Origin of the sequence: Pseudomonas sp. GW456-L13, from assembly GCF_017350115.1 — a bacterium.
Lineage (GTDB): Bacteria > Pseudomonadota > Gammaproteobacteria > Pseudomonadales > Pseudomonadaceae > Aquipseudomonas > Aquipseudomonas jessenii.
This window is the reverse complement of sequence record NZ_JACNAS010000001.1, coordinates 1,866,840-1,882,145: the sequence shown is the minus strand read 5'-3', so window position 1 is coordinate 1,882,145 and position 15,306 is coordinate 1,866,840. Positions and strand designations below refer to the sequence as shown.

Here is a 15,306-nt window from a genome sequence, read left to right as displayed (position 1 = left end):
GGTTTACTCCCCTTTGCCGCCAGAGGCTTTATCAGCTACCTGGGCGGGGGCCGGGTTCTTTACGGCTACGTTGGTCGCTTCACTGGCCTTGACTTCGATGCCAGGTTTGACGAATTGCAGACCTTCGGTGATCAGGCGATCGCCGGCCTTCAGGCCGTCTTCGATCAGCCATTGGTTACCGACGGTGCGGTTGGCCTTGAGTTGACGCAGTTCGACCTTGTTGTCCGGGCCGACAACCAGTGCGGTCGGCGTACCTTTGAGGTCGCGGGTCACGCCTTGCTGCGGGGCCAGGATCGCCGCGCTGTTCACACCGGCCAGCAACTTGGCGTGCACGAACATGCCTGGCAGAAGGGTGTGGTCAGGGTTCGGGAAAATGGCGCGCAGGGTGACGGAACCGGTGGTCTGGTCAACCGAGATTTCGGAGAACTCCAGCTTGCCGTCCAGCTTGTAGTCGCTGCCGTCTTCGAGGGTCAGCTTGACCGAAGCCGTGTTGTCGCCGGCTTTCTGCAGGCGACCGCTTTCCAGCTCACGGCGCAGTTGCAGCAGCTCGACCGAGGACTGCGTCACGTCGACGTAGATCGGGTCGATTTGCTGAATCACCGCCATCGCATCGGCCTGGGCATTGCTCACCAGCGCGCCTTCGGTCACCGAGGAGCGGCCGATGCGGCCGGTCAGCGGGGCATAGACCTTGGTGTAGCGCACGTTGATCTGCGCGGTTTGCAGCGCGGCTTCCGATTGCAGGCGGTTGGCCACGGCGGTGTCGTATTCCTGACGGCTTACGGCTTGTTCGTTGACCAGTTGCTGGTAGCGGTCGGAAATCGACTTGGTCGAGCGCAGGTTGGCTTCAGCGCTTTTCAGCGTCGCTTCATAGACCGACGGATCGATCTGGTACAGCTGCTGGCCGGCCTTGACGTCACTGCCTTCCTTGAACAGGCGCTTGAGAATGATGCCGTTGACCTGAGGACGGACTTCGGCAATGCGGAATGCACTGGTACGGCCTGGCAGATCGGACGTCAGGGTGAAAGCTTGAGGTTGCAGAGTCACGACGCCGACCTGAGGCGGTGGGGCGGCCGGTGCTGCCTCTTCCTTTTTGCATCCGCTGAGCAGCGATGCCAGGGCGACGGCGGCGACCAGAGCGGTAACAGCTGGCTTGAATTGCATGAAAATCCTCGGGTCAGGCACGCAAGGTGCGCACTAGAAAGGTGGAAGGTTGAAAAATGTTTGCCGAGTGGATAAGTAGCTTGCTAAGGAATATACTTACGTACATGGCTGTTTGTAAATACCCAGGCTGCGTATCAACGCCGTTACACAAGCCGCTACACAAGCCGTTGAAAGGTTGGAATTGTAGGCCGGGGACGAACCCCCAGAACGTTCGCCCCCACTTTTATTCAGCTGATGTTCAGGCATCGCTGAAGCACCCTGATTGAGGTTGTACTGCCATGGTCCGTCGTACCAAAGAGGAAGCTCAGGAAACCCGCGCGCAAATTCTCGTGGCGGCCGAAAAGGCCTTTTTCGAGCGAGGCGTGGCACGCACGACCCTGGCGGACATCGCGACCCTGGCCGGCGTCACTCGAGGGGCCATCTACTGGCATTTCAGCAACAAGGCCGATCTGGTGCAGGCCATGCTCGACACTCTGCATGAGCCGCTGGAAGAAATGGCCAAGGCCAGCGAAAGCGAAGACGAACTCGATCCTCTGGGCTGCATGCGAAAGTTGCTGATTCATTTGTTTCATCAAATTGCGCTGGACCCGAAAACCCGACGCATCAATGAGATTCTTTTTCATAAGTGCGAATTCACCGATGAAATGTGCGACCTGCGCCAACAACGGGTGTCAGCCAGCCTCGAATGCAATGTGCGGATCGGCCTGGCCCTGAGTAATGCAGTGAATCGCGGTCAGTTGCCGGAAAACCTCGACACCGCCCGCGCGGCGATCAGCTTGCATGCTTATATTGATGGCATCCTGTACCAGTGGCTGCTGGCCCCCGACAGCTTTGAATTGCACGCCGAAGCCGAGCGTTGGGTCGATACCGGGCTGGATCTGTTGCGCTTTAGCCCCAGCCTGTGCAAATGAAACAAAATGATAAATTGGCTCCCTGCAAGTCAACCGTTGAAGTCACCGAGGATCATTTTACTTCGCGTGCCTTTTTTGCAATGGGGGCTTTTATATACGGACATGTGCCAGGTTGACAGCTACCAGGCTACATAATTTGTAGGAATTTTGTGTCGAGCTTGCATGGGGAGTGAACCTCGTGCGGATTCCACTACTGCTAAAAAGAACCCCGGTTTTGCGAGCCGGGGCCTGGAATGTGGCGAAGAAAATGCATCAGCAAGCTGATTTGATACGTTTTTTCACCGGCGTCTTTTCTATCTGATCAGTATCAACCGACTATCAAGTCGACGCTAAAACTGAAGGGCGCCTCTTTATTCTTTTTCGTGATGTCGGCAGTGACCTTATATGAGCTGTTGCTGTTGCCGGATCGCGTTATTGTTTTTGACCAATTTGGTTTCAGGTTCGGATGCAGGACGCCGAAAACCACTGAAACTGTCAGCTGAATAGCTAGCGTGAATATTAATCCATCTTCGGTAATGTACGAGAACTGTTGCAGGATCGGGGCGAACTTTCTTTTGTTGTAATACATTCCATTACTTGAGAAGTCCCGAAGGTAAGGAAGATCGAGGGTTTGCTCATCGTTCGCTTCGATTTCGAAAGCTGATAGCGAGGTTCCGGTCAAATCCCAGCCTGCTTTCAAGAGCCGGATCGGGCCATCGGTGTTGTTGGAAATGTTAATGGTCATTATGGTGTATTGATTGGGGAATTTACTGGCTGAAGCAGAAAAAATGCTGGAATCATCAGGTTCATATTCTGTGCGTGCAATGATGCGAGGCACGTTTATCGGGCCATTGTTGTTCATGCTGTTAATCCTTTAAAGTTATTGAAAAGGCTTTCCGTGGCGCTCGAAATGTTGTAGCGAAGCGTTGTGAAGTATTAGATTGTTCTGTTGGGTTTGTCTGGGTTTTAATTGTAATTTTGTATTGGGGTACGTGCAGGTGTGATGCAAATTTAGATGGCAGGTAAGTTGTCAGAGATTTAAGTATGACAAGCGGGTTTTGGCTTGTTTAAAGCAAAAAAAACCCGACGTCCAAAACGCCGGGCTATTCGAGTTTTTCGCAGGCCTACAAGGTTGGATAGTCGATGTAACCGACCGGGCCCTTGGCGTAGAACAGTTCCGGACGCGCTTCGTTCAACGGTGCGTCAGCCTGCAAGCGTGCCGGCAGGTCAGGGTTGGCAATGAAAGGTACACCGAAGGCGACTGCATCGGCCTGGCCACTGGCGAGCAACGCGTTGGCGCTGTCCTTGGTGAAACGCTCGTTGGCAATGTATGGGCCGCCGAAGGCTTCCTTGAGTTGTGCGCCAAGGCTGTCGGCACCTTCTTTCTCCCGCGAGCAGATGAAGGCAATGCCACGCTTGCCCAGTTCGCGAGCGACATAGGTGAACGTTTCAGCCAGGTTGTCGTCGCCCATGTCATGCAGGTCGGCGCGTGGCGACAGGTGCACACCCACGCGGCCGGCGCCCCAGGTTTCGATGGCGGCGTCGGTCACTTCCAGCAGCAGGCGGGCACGGTTTTCCAGGGAGCCGCCGTAGTTATCGGTGCGCTGGTTGGTGCTGCTTTGCAGGAACTGGTCGAGCAGGTAACCGTTGGCGGCATGGATTTCCACACCGTCGAAGCCGGCGGCCTTGGCGTTCTCGGCACCGACGCGGTAAGCGTCGACGATGTCGGCGATTTCAGCGGTTTCCAGGGCACGCGGTACAGGGAAGTCGGCCAGCGGACGAACCAGGCTGACGTGGCCCTTGGGCTGGATGGCACTCGGGGCGACCGGGGCTTCATCGTTCAGGTACAAACCGTGGGATATGCGACCCACATGCCACAGTTGCAGGAAGATCTTGCCGCCCGCGCCATGGATAGCCTTGGTCACGTTGGACCAGCCACGCACCTGATCGTTGGACCAGATGCCCGGGGTGTCCGGGTAGCCGACGCCCATTGGGGTCACCGAAGTGGCCTCGCTGAGGATCAGGCCGGCGGTGGCGCGTTGCACGTAGTACTCGGCCATCAGCGCGTTGGGCACGCGGCCTTCGTCGGCGCGGCAGCGGGTCAGTGGCGCCATGATGATGCGGTTGGCCAACTCGAGGTCGCCCAGTTTGATCGGATCGAAAATAGTCGTCATTTAGTGGCTCTCTTTTGGAGATCAGTTAGAAGTAGCTGGGGCCAGGTCGGGATTGCCGCCCTGACGGAAAGTAATCAGGGTCACCAGCAGGGCGAGTACCGCCAGGGCCGCTGCGGCGAGGGGGACGCTGGTCAGGCCGAAACCGTGGGCGATCACACTGCCGCCGACCCAGGCACCCAAGGCATTGCCGATGTTGAAAGCGCCGATGTTCAGGGTCGACACCAGGTTCGGTGCGGCCTTGCCGAAGGTCACCACGTTCACTTGCAGCGCCGGTACGGCGGCGAAGCACGCGGTGGCCCAGAGGAACAGGGTGATTTCGGTAGGGATCAGCGCGACGCTGGTCCAGGTCAGCACGGTGGACACCACGGCCATGGTGACGAACACACCGATCAACGTCGCGGCCATGCCTTTGTCGGCCAGCTTGCCGCCGATGATGTTGCCGACCGTCAGGCCCAGGCCGATGAGCATCAGGGTCCAGGTCACGCCACGGGGCGAAACGCCGGTGACTTCGCCGAGCAGCGGGGCGACGTAGGTGAACAGGGTGAACACCGAGGCGGCGAACAGCGCGGTCATGCTCAGGGACAGCCAGATGCCACCGCCCTTGAGTGCGGCCAGTTCGGCGCGCATGTCGAGTTTCTCTTCATCACGCTTGGCCGGCAGGAAGCGGATCAAGCCGATCAGCGCGATCACACCGATCACGGTCACGGCCCAGAAGGTCGAACGCCAGCCGGCTTCCTGACCGAGTGCGGTGCCCAGCGGTACGCCGAGGACGTTGGCCAGGGTCAGGCCGGTGAACATCAGGGCCACGGCCGAAGCGCGTTTGTTCGCAGGCACCAGGCCGGCGGCTACCACTGAACCGATACCAAAGAAGGCGCCATGGCACAGAGCGGTGACCACACGGGCGAACATCAGCACGTTGTAGTCGCCGGCCACTGCGCAAAGCAGGTTGCCGACAATGAAGATGCCCATCAACGCCACCAGGGCTGCCTTGCGCGGCAGTCTGGCGGTGGCCAGCGCCATGAACGGCGCGCCGATGGCCACGCCCAGGGCGTAACCGGTCACCAGCCAGCCGGCACCGGGAATCGAGACACCGAGGTCAGCCGCCACGTTGGGCAGCAGGCCCATGATGACGAACTCGGTGGTGCCGATGGCGAAGGCGCTCAAGGCCAGGATGAGTAGCGAGAGGGGCATGTTTAATTCCTTGTCGGCCGACTGACGTTAAGGGTCAGAGCTCTTTACTGAAGGTTTTGAGGAATTCCTGGATGGTTTCCTCGTTGCGTTTGAAAAAATGCCACTGGCCGACTTTGCGGCTGCTGATCAGGCCGGCGCGTTGCAGGGTCGCCAGGTGTGCGGACACCGTGGACTGCGACAGGCCGCAACGTTGATCGATCTGCCCGGCGCAAACGCCGTGCTCGTTACTGTGGGACTGGTCGGGAAATTCGACGGTCGGGTCCTTGAGCCAGTGCAGGATGTCTCGCCGTACTGGGTGTGCCAGGGCTTTTATTATTTCGTCGAGATTGATGGTCATGATGTGGGCTCGTGATGTTTAAAACGCTATATCGCGATGAGGCGAACTTTAAATCGGTATTTCGCGATATACAAATATGATTTGGCTCTGACCAACTCACATTTCGGTATATCGAGTTATAACGATATGTTGAGTGTAACAAGACAAGGGGGCAGTGCTAAGCTGCGCCCATGAACTATCTCGCACATCTTCACCTCGGTGGCCAGCGTCCCGGCCAATTGCTCGGCAGTCTGTATGGCGATTTCGTCAAGGGACGCCTGCAAGGGCAGTTCGCTCCGGACATCGAGGGGGCTATCCAGTTGCACCGCAGCATCGATGTGTTCACCGACCGCCATCCGCTGGTGGACGTCGCGTTGTCGCGTTTCTCCCTGACCCGTCGTCGCTACGCGGGTATCGTGCTCGATGTGTTTTTCGACCATTGCCTGGCCCGGGACTGGACGCTGTATGCCGACCGGCCCCTGGCGTTGTTCACTTCGGACGTTTATCGGGTGCTGTCCAGCGAACGGCAATTGCCGGAGCGGCTGGCGAAGATTGCGCCGCACATGGTGGCCAATGACTGGCTGGGTTCGTATCAGGAATTCGAAGTGCTGGAGCAGGTGTTGCGCGGGATCTCGCGACGCCTGACCCGGCCGGAAGAACTGGCGGCGGCGATGCAGGAATTGCGGCGGTTGTATGAACCGTTGAGCGAGGACTTCAGGTTGTTCTATCCGCAGCTTCAGGATTTTGCCCGGAACTATCCAACACCATAAACCCCCTGTGGGAGCGAGCTTGCTCGCGATTGCGGATTAACATTCAACGATGATGCTGAATGACCCACCGCTATCGCGAGCAAGCTCGCTCCCACAGGGTACTTCGGTGAATAAAAGATCGCGTCACGCCGCAATGGCAGGGCGCATCGGTGCTCGTTGCGGTTCGACAATTTCACCAAACAACACCTTCTGCACCGCCTGCTGCGCCTCGAACGCCAGTGCCGCGCGTTCCCGGCCTTCGCAAGCGATTGGCTTGAGCAGATGAATCTCCACCCCGCCACGGTCATTGGCGAACAACCGCATCAGATGCGACAGCAAGTCATCGTCGCCAATGAACGGCGCCAGCGCGCAAGTCTCGCCGTCACGCACATAACGAATCGCCACCGGCTGCATTGCCACTTCTGAATCGATGGCGGCGGACAGCAGGCGGCCGTGAAAAGTACGTAGCGAACGGCCATCGGTAGTGGTGCCTTCGGGGAACATCAGCAGCGGGTGTGCCTGTTCCAGGTGACGGGTCATCTGCTTGCGGATCAACTGGCTGTCACCCGAGCCACGGCGGATAAACAGGCTGCCGGCTTTGGCCGCCAGCCAGCCGGCTACCGGCCAGGTGCGCACTTCGGCCTTGGACAGGAACGACAGCGGCGTGAGCATGCCCAGCAGCGGGATGTCGGTCCAGGACACGTGGTTGCTGACCCAGAGCATCGGTGCCTTCGGCAGCTCGCCGTGGACGGTCACGTCGAAGGGCAGGGCATTGCTCAGGCGGGCCATGAAAAACCGCGACCAGCGTTGCCGGCGCGCCATCGAATGGGCCATGCCCAAGCGCTCGAACAGCCCGAACACACTGGCCATGCCCAAGCCCAGCGTCACCACCATCAGCACTCGCGCGATTCGCGCGTACACCCGCAACCGGCCCATTACACAGCCGCCTTGAAGTGTTTGGCGTAACGCGGGCAGAGTTCGTCGCGCTTGAGCAGGATGAACACGTCGGCGACCTGGAAGTCTTCGTCCCAGCATGGCTCGCCGCAGATCTTCGCGCCCAGGCGCATGTAGGCCTTGAGCAGCGGTGGCATTTCGGCGATCACGTTCGACGGGATGTCGAGGCTCGGCAGCGGGTTTTTCGGCTCGGCGCGCAGATGTTCGGTGCACAGGTAGCGTTCGCGCAGACGTTGCATGATCGCGTGGGCCTGCACGCCGCCATCCTGCATCGGAATGCTCGCACAACCCATCAGGTAGCTGTAGCCGCCCTGGTTCAGGACTTCGGCCAGCTCGCCCCAGAGCACGGCGATGGTGCCGCCATTGCGGTAGGCCGGGTCGACACAGGTGCGACCGATTTCCAGGATCGGGCCTTGCAGGTGCACCAGACCGTGGAGGCTGAATTCTTCTTCGCTGTAGAATTTGCCCAGGCTGCTGGCAGCCGTGTGGTCGAGTAAACGGGTGGTTGCCACCAGGCGACCGGTATTCAAGTCACGCACGCCGATGTGGGCGCAGTGAACGTCGTAGTCATCCATGTCCAGACCCAGTTCAGCGCCCTTGAGTTTGGCGTTGAATTCGCCGCTGAACACATTGAAGCGCAAGGCCTGGGCTTCCTGCAACGCCTCGGCGCCCAGCAGGCGTTCGGCTTGCAGGCGGCGTTCGTTGCCGGTGTCGCTGATGCGGGCGATCTGAGTCATGGCGAATCTCCGTGCGGGCTGCTCACCCGTCTTTGGGCTACAGCGAATCGACTTTCTTTGTCTAGCCGTGTTGTGCAAAGTCAGGCTATGTAGCCCCGGTGTCATCGCCATTAAGCTTTGGTGATGCTTATATGACAGCCTTCGAGGAGACTCTTATGCCCTGGCAAACCCTGTTGAACCGCCGTGATCGCTTGCCCGCCAACCCGGATCTGGCGGAAGGTTTCGCGACCTTGTTGCAGCAGTTGGGAACGGTCACTCCATTTGAATTGGCGGTGCTTGGCGGGCGGTTGATGGCGACACCGGGGCAAGCGTTTCTGGTGGGGTATCAGGCGGCCTTGCGCATGCTCTGGCCGAGCGCGCCACTGAGCCTGGGCGCGTTGTGCGCCACCGAGCAGCGCAGCCTGCGCCCGGCCGATATGCAAACCCGACTGAGCGATTTGCGCCTGAGCGGACGCAAGGATTTCGTCACCGCCGGCAATGCCGCCGACTGGCTGCTGGTGGCGGCGCGCAGCGAGGAGCCCGGCGCCGATCCACGCTTGAGCCTGGCGGTGATCTATCGCGATGAGCCGGGTGTGCGGGTGGAAAAGCTGGCGCCGCTCCCGTTGATGCCGGACATCAGCCATGGCCGGTTGTTTCTGGATAACGCGCTGTGCGAGTTGCTCGCAGGGGATGGTTGGGACGCTTACGTCAAACCGTTCCGAACGTTGGAAGACATCTATGTGCTGAGCGCCATGACAGCGTGGTTGTATGGCGTCGGCCAGGAATGCGATTGGCCGCAAGGCTTGCAATTGCGATTGCTGGGGTTGCTGGCGGGGTGCGCGGAAACCAGCCGCCAGCCACCCACCCATCCGGCCGGGCATGTGTTGCTTGGCGGGTTGTTTGCGCAGTTCGAAGGGCTCAAGGCCGAGGTGAATGAGGCGCTGGCCGGAGGGCCTCAAGAGTGGGCGGCGATGTGGCAGCGGGATCAGGCGGTGATGGATTTGGCGGCAGGGGCGCGGGGCAAGCGGTTGGCGAAGGCATTGGCGGCGTATTGATGGGCCTCATCGCGAGCAGGCTCGCTCCTACATTTGGAATGCATTCCCCTGTGGGAGCGAGCTTGCTCGCGATGGCGGCCTGATTGGCAGCATGAATTCCTGAACTGTCATCAACCTCGACTAGGCTCAGCAGGTTCAATCTTCGAGCCCCCGTCATGCCCAAAGGCCTGTCCCTGATTTTCCTGCTGTTGCTCAGCCTCACGACCCAGGCTGAAAGCTGGCCCGCCGAGCAATGGCCGACCGCGCCGACGCCCGCTGGCCCGGCGCTTCAAGCCCTGGAGGCCTATGCCTTCCCATCCCGCGATGACACCACTCGCCAGGGCATTCGCACCGATGCCTTGCTGGTGATCCGCGACGGCCAGTTGATCTACGAACGCTACGCCGGCCCGACGACGGCCGAGACGCCGCACCTGACCTGGTCGATCAGCAAGAGCCTGATGGCCGCGGTCCTCGGTGTGGCTTACGGCGAAGGCTTGTTCAAACTCGGCGACCCTGTGGCGAAGTTTTATCCGCCCCTGAAAAAATACCCCGACCTGACCATGGCCGACCTGCTGCACTGGGCCTCGGGCCTGGACTGGCAGGAAGACTACGAATATGCACCGCTGAAGTCTTCGGTAGTGGCCATGCTCTACACCCGCGGTCACCACGACATGGCTGCGTTCACCGCGGCCCATGCCGAGTACGCGGCGCCGGGTCAGGCGTTTCGCTACTCCAGCGGTGACAGCAACCTGTTGTCCGCCGCGCTGAAAACCATCGTCGGCCCCGGCCGCTATCCGGACTATCCGTGGACTGCGCTGTTCGAGCCGCTGGGCATCCGCCAAGCCGTGTGGGAAACCGATGCCACGGGCACTTTCGTTGCTTCGTCCTATGCCTATCTCACTGCACGGGACCTGGCCCGGGTCGGTCTGTTGATGGCCCGCGAGGGGCGCTGGGCAGACAGGCAACTGCTGCCCAGGGACTGGGTGGCGTTCAACCGCGAGCCGTTCGCTCACTATCACGCCGATCAAGACGAGGCCGTCCCCGGCGGCCAGTGGTGGCTCAATCGAGCCGTTGAGGGCGCGGCACGACCCTGGCCCGATGCTCCCGCCGACACCTTCGCCGCGCTGGGGCATTGGGGCCAGGCGATGTACGTGATCCCCAGTGAACAGCTGGTGATCGTCCGCTACGGCGATGACCGCGACGGCACTTACCGGCACAACCAATTGCTCCAGCTCGCGCTCAAGGCCTTTGCCGGGAAGGTGCAGCCATGAGCGGTTTCATTCGCCGTCGACCGCTCAGTTCCCTGTTGTTGATCCTGCTGATCGCCTTGCTCGGCTGGATCTGGCACGAGCGGGTGGCGCTGTGGGCGTTCCCCGACATCATCAGCGCCTACACCGCCAAGGAATATTGTTCGTGCCGCTACGTGATGAACAACGATGCCGAGTACTGCCACGGTTATGTGAAACAGTGGCTGCCCGCCAGCGGCTTTACCGATGACCCGGCCGGCAAGCGTGTCTCGGTCAGTGGCATGGGCCGCAGCAACAGCGCGGTGTGGATCGGCGAGCGCCAGGGTTGTCGTTTGCAGCCTTGAGCGGGGTATGTGCTTTGGGTGGTGGTGAGGTTTTGTGGCGAGGGGGCTTGCCCCCGTTCGGCTGCGAAGCAGACGCAAAGCCAGCCTCCCCGGTCCGTCAGGCTTACTTGGTTGTAGACTTCAGCACTGCTTCGCAGCGCAACGGGGGCAAGCCCCTTCGCCACAAAATCTCACTTGCCACAGGGAATGTGTTCAAAGAGCAACAGAAAGTTTGCAACCTGTGACAAGCCAGTTAAGGTTCAGCACAGGTTTATCTGCCCCACGAGTCTCTATGTTCAAGCGCTCCACCTTCCAAACCCTCACTTTCCTGCTGCTGGCCGGTGCCGCGTTGTCGGCCCGCGCCGACTGGTACCTCGATGGCGAGTCTTCGCGCCTGTCATTTGTCAGCACCAAGAATGCCAATGTTTCCGAAGTGCAGCGCTTCCTGGTGCTGCACGGCAAGGTCGACCCCGAGGGGCTGGCGCAGGTGGAAGTCGAGCTGGAGTCGATCAACAGCGGCATCCCGTTGCGCGATGAGCGCATGCGCAAGGAACTGTTCCAGATCGACCGGTTCCCCGACGCCCTGATCACCACGAAAATAGATCTGCGCCCGATCAACGACCTCGCTCCCGGCGCGCAGTTGGAGTTGCGCCTGCCGCTGATGGTCGACCTGCACGGCAAACAACACGAATACCAGGCCGAACTGTTGGCGACCCGACTCGATGACCGGCGCTTCCAGGTGGTGACCCTCGAACCGCTGGTGATCAACGCTGAGGATTTCGATTTGGCTCCCGGCCTGGAAACGTTGCGCAAACTGGCCGGTTTATCAGCTATCAGTCTTTCCGTACCGGTGGGTGCGGTACTGATTTTCACGGCGCGCTGACATGGCCGGAGCGATTTTTCCGTGGCGTGAAGGCAACCACTTCGAACTGCTGATCGACGGTCCGCAGTTTTTTCCGCGCATGCTGGTGGCGATTGCCCGGGCTGAAGAGCAGGTTGAGCTGGAACTGTATCTGGTGGAGGCGGGTGCCTGCGCCGAAGCCATGGTCCAGGCATTGGTGCAGGCCGCCGAGCGCGGTGTACGGGTGCGCTGTCTGTTCGATGATTACGGCAGCCTCGCTTTCACCCTGGCCTTGCGTCAGCGGCTGATGTCCGCTGGCGTGGAGCTGCGTTTTTACAATCGTCTGAGCTGGCGACGTTGGGTCGGCAACTTCTACCGCGATCACCGCAAGCTGTTATTGGTGGACCAGAGCCTGGCCGTGGTCGGCGGCACCGGTGTCACCGATGAATTCTGGACTCCGGGGGAAGACGCCAGCGAATGGCACGAAGTGATGGTGGAAATCACCGGCCCGCTGGTACTCGATTGGCAGCTGCTATTCGATCGTCAGTGGATTGCCAACCGCCATCGACGTGCCTGGCGACCGGCTTCGCATTTCGGTCTGCCGCGCCTGCCAAGGGTGCCGTCCATAGGCGAGGGCATGGGCCGGGTGGCCTATGCCGACGCCCGTCAACACCGGGACATTCTGCAATCGCTGGTGCGTGCCCTGAACAGTGGTCAGCGACGGATCTGGCTGGCCACGCCGTACTTTTTGCCGACCTGGAAAGTCCGCCGCTCCCTGCGCCGGGCGGCTGCCCGGGGCGTCGATGTGCGCTTGCTGCTGACCGGCCCCCGTACCGATCACCCATCCGTGCGTTATGCCGGGCATCGCTACTACCCGCGACTGCTCAGGGCCGGGGTGAAAATCTACGAGTACCAGCCGTGTTTCCTGCACCTGAAAATGGTCCTGGTCGACGACTGGGTGAGCATCGGTTCGTGCAACTTCGATCACTGGAATCTGCGCTTCAACCTGGAAGCCAACCTGGAAGCCCTGGACCCCGGACTGACCCGGTCGGTGGCGGCGAGTTTCGAACGGGATTTCGGGTTGAGTGAGCAAGTCAGCCTGGAGGAATGGAAGCGCCGGCCACTGTGGCGGCGGGTCAAGCAACGGGTGTGGGGATGGGTGGATCGGGTGGTGGTGAACCTGCTGAATCGGCGGGGTTGACCCCAGTTTTCTGAACACTGAAACCACTGTGGGAGCGAGCTTGCTCGCGATGAGGGCTTAACATTCAACATCTCTGTCGACTGTCAGTCCGCTATCGCGAGCAAGCTCGCTCCCACAGGGTTTTGCGGTGTTTGATTAATTACAGCAACTCAAAACTCTGCTGCGTCACGTCCTCTGAATCCAGGCCGATCTGCACGTTGAACTTGCCCGGTTCCGCCGCGTACTTGAGCTGGGTGTTGTAGAACTTCAGGTCGTCCTCAGTGATGGTGAAGTGCACGACTTTCTGTTCGCCGGCCTTGATCATCACTTTCTGGAAGTTCTTCAGTTCCTTGATCGGGCGGATCATCGAGCCGGTCTCGTCCTGGATGTACAGCTGCACCACGGTTTCGCCGTCGCGCTTGCCGGTGTTTTTCACCGTGACACTGGCGTCGAGCTTGCCGGTCTTGTTCAGCGTGGTCGACGACAGCGCCATGTCGCTCAGGCTGAACTCGGTGTAGCTCAGGCCATAGCCGAACGGGTACAGGGGGCCCGTGGTGTCATCGAAGTACTGCGAGGTGTAGTTGCCCGGTTTGCCCGGAGTGAACGGCCGGCCAATGGTCAGGTGGTTGTAGTAGGTCGGAATCTGGCCTACCGAACGCGGGATGCTGATCGGCAGTTTGCCCGACGGGTTGTAGTCGCCGAACAGCACGTCGGCGATGGCGTTGCCGCCCTCGGTGCCGCTGAACCAGGTTTCCAGGATCGCGTCGGCCTGTTCCTTCTCTTCGAGGATCGTCAGTGGACGGCCATTCATCAACACCAGTACCAGCGGTTTGCCGGTGGCTTTCAGGGCCCGGATCAGTTCGCGCTGGTTTTCCGGGATGTTCAGGTCGGTGCGGCTCGATGATTCGTGGGACATGCCACGGGATTCACCGACGGCGGCAACCACCACATCAGCATCCTTGGCCGCTTTCACCGCTTCGTCGATCAGCACGTTCGCCGGGCGCGGGTCGTCCACCACTTCCGGGGCATCGAAGTTGAGGAAGTTCAGGTAACCGAGGATTTTCGGGTCGCTGGTGATGTTGGCACCACGGGCGTAGATCAGTGTCGATTTGTCTCCCAGGGCGTTGGTCATGCCATCGAACAGGGTCACCGATTGAGCAGGGCGACCGGCGGCGGCCCAGCTGCCCATCATGTCGATGGGCGCCTTGGCCAGCGGACCGACCAGGGCGATTTTCGCGGTCTTCTTCAGTGGCAGGGTGTCATTCCGGTTTTTCAGCAGCACCTGGCTGCGGCGTGCCACATCACGGGCCTCGGCGCGGTGCAGGCGGCTGTCGGCGTAGGTGTCGACCGGATCATCCTCGGCCTTGCCGATGCGCAGGTACGGGTCCTTGAACAGGCCCATGTCGTACTTGGCGCCCAGTACCGCACGCACGGCGTTGTCGATGTCGCTCTGCTGGATCTCGCCGGACTTCAGCAGCCCTGGCAGCTCTTTGCCGTACAGGGTGTCGTTCATGCTCATGTGGATGCCAGCCTTGATTGCCAGCTTCGCCGCTTCGCGACCGTCGGCGGCAACACCGTGCTTGATCAGCTCGAAAATCGCCCCGTGGTCGCTGACGGCCAGGCCCTTGAAGCCCCACTCCTTGCGCAGCAGGTCGTTCATCAGCCAGGTGTTGGCGGTGGCCGGCACGCCGTTGATCGAGTTCAGCGCGACCATGACCCCGCCGGCGCCGGCATCGATGGCGGCGCGGTACGGTGGCAGGTAGTCCTGGTACATCTTGACCGGGCTCATATCGACCACGTTGTAGTCGCGGCCACCCTCGACCGCGCCGTACAAGGCAAAGTGCTTGACGCTGGCCATGATGCTGTCGGCTGCATTCGCGCCAGTACCCTGGAACGCCTTGACCATCACGCCGGCAATGCGCGACACCAGGTAAGTGTCTTCACCGAAGCCTTCGGAAGTACGGCCCCAGCGTGGGTCGCGGGAAATGTCGACCATCGGTGCGAAGGTGATGTCGAGGCTGTCAGCCGCGGCTTCCTTGGCGGCAATGCGCCCGGACAGGCCGATGGCGTCCATGTCCCAGCTCGAGGCCAGGGCCAGCGGGATCGGGAAAATGGTGCGGTGGCCGTGGATCACGTCGTAGGCGAAGAACATCGGGATCTTCAGGCGGCTGCGCATGGCTGCGTCCTGCATCGGCCGGTTTTCCGGGCGGGTGATCGAGTTGAACGTACCGCCGATGTTGCCTGCCGCGATTTCCTTGCGGATCATTTCGCGCGGCATTTCCGGGCCGATGCTGATCAGGCGCAGCTGACCGATTTTTTCATCGAGGGTCATTTGCTTCATCAGGTTGCTGACGAAGGCTTCCTTGTTCTCCAGGGGTGCGGGCGTCGTGGCGGCCAATACGTTATGACTGGCCAGGCTGACGAACAGGCCCAGCAAACACAGCTTCTTCATGAATAGTTTTCTCAAGGGCCCAAACGGCGATGTACACGCCGGCCAGCCAAAATTTAGGGAGCGTCTATTGTTGTTCGG

At 60.4% G+C, this 15,306-nt stretch carries 15 protein-coding genes; 7 read left to right on the top strand and 8 right to left on the bottom strand.

All coding sequences use genetic code 11. The features are described from left to right. Positions 1-3: 3 nt before the first annotated feature. The gene (emhA, locus tag J4D25_RS08605) at positions 4-1,161 is read right to left on the bottom strand and encodes an efflux RND transporter periplasmic adaptor subunit EmhA (RefSeq protein WP_057716081.1); all 1,158 of its coding nucleotides are present in this window, start codon (positions 1,159-1,161) and stop codon (positions 4-6) included. A gap of 278 nt (positions 1,162-1,439) precedes the next feature. On the opposite strand from emhA, the gene emhR reads away from it, so the two are divergent. After that, a complete protein-coding gene (gene emhR / locus J4D25_RS08600) occupies positions 1,440-2,072 on the top strand; it encodes an efflux system transcriptional repressor EmhR (RefSeq protein WP_057716080.1) in 633 nt (210 codons plus the stop codon). A 307-nt stretch (positions 2,073-2,379) separates the two neighbouring features. Here the strand turns inward: emhR and J4D25_RS08595 are convergent, their stop codons facing one another. The 4 genes from J4D25_RS08595 to J4D25_RS08580 all read right to left on the bottom strand — a co-directional run bounded on the left by J4D25_RS08595 (position 2,380) and on the right by J4D25_RS08580 (position 5,753). Further along, positions 2,380-2,913, bottom strand: coding sequence for a hypothetical protein (locus tag J4D25_RS08595; RefSeq protein WP_057716079.1), 534 nt, complete (start codon positions 2,911-2,913; stop codon positions 2,380-2,382). A 262-nt stretch (positions 2,914-3,175) separates the two neighbouring features. Then, positions 3,176-4,225 carry an alkene reductase gene (locus J4D25_RS08590; protein WP_057716078.1) on the bottom strand — a complete coding sequence of 350 codons (1,050 nt, stop codon included), beginning with the start codon at positions 4,223-4,225 and terminating at the stop codon, positions 3,176-3,178. A gap of 21 nt (positions 4,226-4,246) precedes the next feature. Beyond that, complete coding sequence (locus J4D25_RS08585) at positions 4,247-5,416, bottom strand: MFS transporter (RefSeq protein ID WP_057716077.1); 1,170 nt, start codon at positions 5,414-5,416, stop codon at positions 4,247-4,249. Positions 5,417-5,450: 34 nt separating this feature from the next. Further along, positions 5,451-5,753 (bottom strand): helix-turn-helix transcriptional regulator, encoded by a 303-nt coding sequence (locus J4D25_RS08580; protein WP_008019443.1) that lies wholly within the window; start codon positions 5,751-5,753, stop codon positions 5,451-5,453. Between the two features lie 170 nt (positions 5,754-5,923). Between J4D25_RS08580 and J4D25_RS08575 the strand changes: the two genes are divergently transcribed. Then, positions 5,924-6,502 carry an ACP phosphodiesterase gene (locus J4D25_RS08575; protein ID WP_057716076.1) on the top strand — a complete coding sequence of 193 codons (579 nt, stop codon included), beginning with the start codon at positions 5,924-5,926 and terminating at the stop codon, positions 6,500-6,502. 123 nt (positions 6,503-6,625) lie between these two features. Here J4D25_RS08575 and J4D25_RS08570 read toward each other — a convergent pair whose 3' ends face one another. Both J4D25_RS08570 and olsB read right to left on the bottom strand, forming a co-directional pair. Next, the gene (locus J4D25_RS08570; protein ID WP_057716075.1) at positions 6,626-7,417 is read right to left on the bottom strand and encodes a 1-acyl-sn-glycerol-3-phosphate acyltransferase; all 792 of its coding nucleotides are present in this window, start codon (positions 7,415-7,417) and stop codon (positions 6,626-6,628) included. Next, complete coding sequence (gene olsB, locus J4D25_RS08565; RefSeq protein WP_057716074.1) at positions 7,417-8,172, bottom strand: L-ornithine N(alpha)-acyltransferase; 756 nt, start codon at positions 8,170-8,172, stop codon at positions 7,417-7,419. Before olsB ends, J4D25_RS08570 begins: the two co-directional genes overlap by 1 nt. Positions 8,173-8,327: 155 nt before the next feature. Here olsB and J4D25_RS08560 point away from each other — a divergent pair, with 155 nt between their 5' ends. The 5 genes from J4D25_RS08560 to J4D25_RS08540 all read left to right on the top strand — a co-directional run bounded on the left by J4D25_RS08560 (position 8,328) and on the right by J4D25_RS08540 (position 12,797). Then, positions 8,328-9,206: an acyl-CoA dehydrogenase family protein gene (locus J4D25_RS08560; protein WP_057716073.1), complete on the top strand. Its 879-nt coding sequence runs from the start codon at positions 8,328-8,330 to the stop codon at positions 9,204-9,206. Between the two features lie 155 nt (positions 9,207-9,361). Beyond that, entirely contained in the window at positions 9,362-10,456 is a 1,095-nt protein-coding gene (locus tag J4D25_RS08555; RefSeq protein ID WP_057716072.1) for a serine hydrolase, read from the top strand. Next, the gene (locus J4D25_RS08550) at positions 10,453-10,776 is read left to right on the top strand and encodes a hypothetical protein (RefSeq protein WP_057716071.1); all 324 of its coding nucleotides are present in this window, start codon (positions 10,453-10,455) and stop codon (positions 10,774-10,776) included. The genes J4D25_RS08555 and J4D25_RS08550 overlap by 4 nt, the downstream gene beginning before the upstream one ends. A gap of 271 nt (positions 10,777-11,047) precedes the next feature. Beyond that, the gene (locus J4D25_RS08545; RefSeq protein WP_057716070.1) at positions 11,048-11,638 is read left to right on the top strand and encodes a YceI family protein; all 591 of its coding nucleotides are present in this window, start codon (positions 11,048-11,050) and stop codon (positions 11,636-11,638) included. A 1-nt stretch (position 11,639) separates the two neighbouring features. Beyond that, entirely contained in the window at positions 11,640-12,797 is a 1,158-nt protein-coding gene (locus J4D25_RS08540; RefSeq protein WP_057716069.1) for a phosphatidylserine/phosphatidylglycerophosphate/cardiolipin synthase family protein, read from the top strand. A gap of 139 nt (positions 12,798-12,936) precedes the next feature. On the opposite strand, the gene bglX is transcribed toward J4D25_RS08540, so the two are convergent. Continuing rightward, on the bottom strand, positions 12,937-15,228 hold the full coding sequence (bglX, locus tag J4D25_RS08535; protein ID WP_057716068.1) for a beta-glucosidase BglX: 2,292 nt from the start codon (positions 15,226-15,228) through the stop codon (positions 12,937-12,939). Positions 15,229-15,306 lie beyond the last annotated feature (78 nt).

Excerpts from the sequence above, each read along its gene's own strand:
- emhA (WP_057716081.1), bottom strand. The coding sequence starts at position 1,161 with ATGCAATTCAAGCCAGCTGTTACCGCTCTGGTCGCCGCCGTCGCCCTG.
- emhR (WP_057716080.1), top strand. The coding sequence starts at position 1,440 with ATGGTCCGTCGTACCAAAGAGGAAGCTCAGGAAACCCGCGCGCAAATT.
- J4D25_RS08595 (WP_057716079.1), bottom strand. The coding sequence starts at position 2,913 with ATGAACAACAATGGCCCGATAAACGTGCCTCGCATCATTGCACGCACA.
- J4D25_RS08590 (WP_057716078.1), bottom strand. The coding sequence starts at position 4,225 with ATGACGACTATTTTCGATCCGATCAAACTGGGCGACCTCGAGTTGGCC.
- J4D25_RS08585 (WP_057716077.1), bottom strand. The coding sequence starts at position 5,416 with ATGCCCCTCTCGCTACTCATCCTGGCCTTGAGCGCCTTCGCCATCGGC.
- J4D25_RS08580 (WP_008019443.1), bottom strand. The coding sequence starts at position 5,753 with ATGACCATCAATCTCGACGAAATAATAAAAGCCCTGGCACACCCAGTA.
- J4D25_RS08575 (WP_057716076.1), top strand. The coding sequence starts at position 5,924 with ATGAACTATCTCGCACATCTTCACCTCGGTGGCCAGCGTCCCGGCCAA.
- J4D25_RS08570 (WP_057716075.1), bottom strand. The coding sequence starts at position 7,417 with ATGGGCCGGTTGCGGGTGTACGCGCGAATCGCGCGAGTGCTGATGGTG.
- olsB (WP_057716074.1), bottom strand. The coding sequence starts at position 8,172 with ATGACTCAGATCGCCCGCATCAGCGACACCGGCAACGAACGCCGCCTG.
- J4D25_RS08560 (WP_057716073.1), top strand. The coding sequence starts at position 8,328 with ATGCCCTGGCAAACCCTGTTGAACCGCCGTGATCGCTTGCCCGCCAAC.
- J4D25_RS08555 (WP_057716072.1), top strand. The coding sequence starts at position 9,362 with ATGCCCAAAGGCCTGTCCCTGATTTTCCTGCTGTTGCTCAGCCTCACG.
- J4D25_RS08550 (WP_057716071.1), top strand. The coding sequence starts at position 10,453 with ATGAGCGGTTTCATTCGCCGTCGACCGCTCAGTTCCCTGTTGTTGATC.
- J4D25_RS08545 (WP_057716070.1), top strand. The coding sequence starts at position 11,048 with ATGTTCAAGCGCTCCACCTTCCAAACCCTCACTTTCCTGCTGCTGGCC.
- J4D25_RS08540 (WP_057716069.1), top strand. The coding sequence starts at position 11,640 with ATGGCCGGAGCGATTTTTCCGTGGCGTGAAGGCAACCACTTCGAACTG.
- bglX (WP_057716068.1), bottom strand. The coding sequence starts at position 15,228 with ATGAAGAAGCTGTGTTTGCTGGGCCTGTTCGTCAGCCTGGCCAGTCAT.